This window comes from Halorubrum sp. SP3 (assembly GCF_005435195.1).
In the GTDB taxonomy this organism is placed as follows: Archaea; Halobacteriota; Halobacteria; order Halobacteriales; family Haloferacaceae; genus Halorubrum; species Halorubrum sodomense.
In genome coordinates this window covers 1-1,196 of record NZ_SGTU01000056.1, presented here as the reverse complement: position 1 = coordinate 1,196, position 1,196 = coordinate 1, and the positions used below count along the sequence as shown (strand labels likewise).

The window sequence follows — 1,196 nt, the reverse complement described above, 5'->3', positions numbered from 1 at the left end:
CGGCGTAACGATCTAAGTATGGGGTACTCTTGTGGATCCCCCACACTTCGACGTATTCGCCGTTTTCAGTATCCACCCACAGGCAATTGTATGAATCTTCGAGCACGATACTCTCGCGGTCGTGCTCAACACCGATACTTTCGAGTATGTGATCGATCTCTCGCGGGTTTGTAACCAGCGAAAGGCGCGGTCGCTCCGAAGGTTGAAGGTTCGAAACCTTCGTTTCGTCGTGGATCTGGTTTCCGCGGTATTCCTTCGGATAGTTTGGCTCTTGTGTGCTCATAGTCGTGTGTCGGGATCTGCCGTATGCGGGCGTTTCCCTGAAAGTGGTATGTATCGGTGTTAGTTACTTCAAACTACTTTTTAGTCGTTTGTCGGTCGCTTCGATCCGTAAACGTCCGTCGCTCCGAACCTTCGGTTCGGGGAAGTTATGAGTTAGCAAACAGCTCCGAACGGTTCGGATCTCGTCTTGACTCCAAGAATCAGGGAAGTCTAAAACGACTTGTCCCGCGATTCCTGTAAATTCAGGGAAGTCCTTTCCGTGGACTTCCTTACTAAACCACCCTTCGGTTTGCTCTTTCCAATACTCGACGTTTTGAATCACCGTGTGTCGTGGCATAGTTGTGTGTCGCGGATCCACGTGCGACCGCGGATCCACCGAAACACACTATGTATGTAGCAACTTTTAGCATATCCATCATACGGATCCACACGTAAGCGGGGTTCAGTTCAATTAGTCTAATCGCGTAATTACCCTAATCAGGTAGTGACTTTCATACCTCTTAGGATCGTCCGTATCCACCTTTCGGCGGGATCCTACTTGATACGGTTTACACCGCCCGTATTCACGTATTCCCTGAGAGAATACGTTTAACGGCCTTTCGGTATGCCCCGACTTTCCTTTCATCCTGTGGTATTCACAGGGTAGAAACCAAAGCGGGGATCCGTCTGAATATGCGTTTAACTCATATCTGTTGCTACTATCCTAACCCCCTCATACGCCGCGAGACACACGATATTTAGTCGTTTCAATGCGGCGTATCCTAACGGTGGATCGTAGGGTTAGGTTGCTTACCAAATATGCCCGTTAACGTCGGTGGACCGTTTCCCGCGCGTTACTCCCTTCATACCCCCATACCGCAGGGATCTGGTTTCACGTCGCGGGCGGTTACCAGTTTACCGTCCGAACTTGGGCA

1 protein-coding gene is annotated in these 1,196 nt (G+C 50.2%); it reads right to left on the bottom strand.

Features of this window, described 5'->3' with window-relative positions:
- On the bottom strand, nucleotides 1-283 hold a 283-nt coding region (locus EXE42_RS19600), incomplete at its 3' end, for a hypothetical protein (protein WP_206750720.1).
- Between the last annotated feature and the right edge of the window lie 913 nt (nucleotides 284-1,196).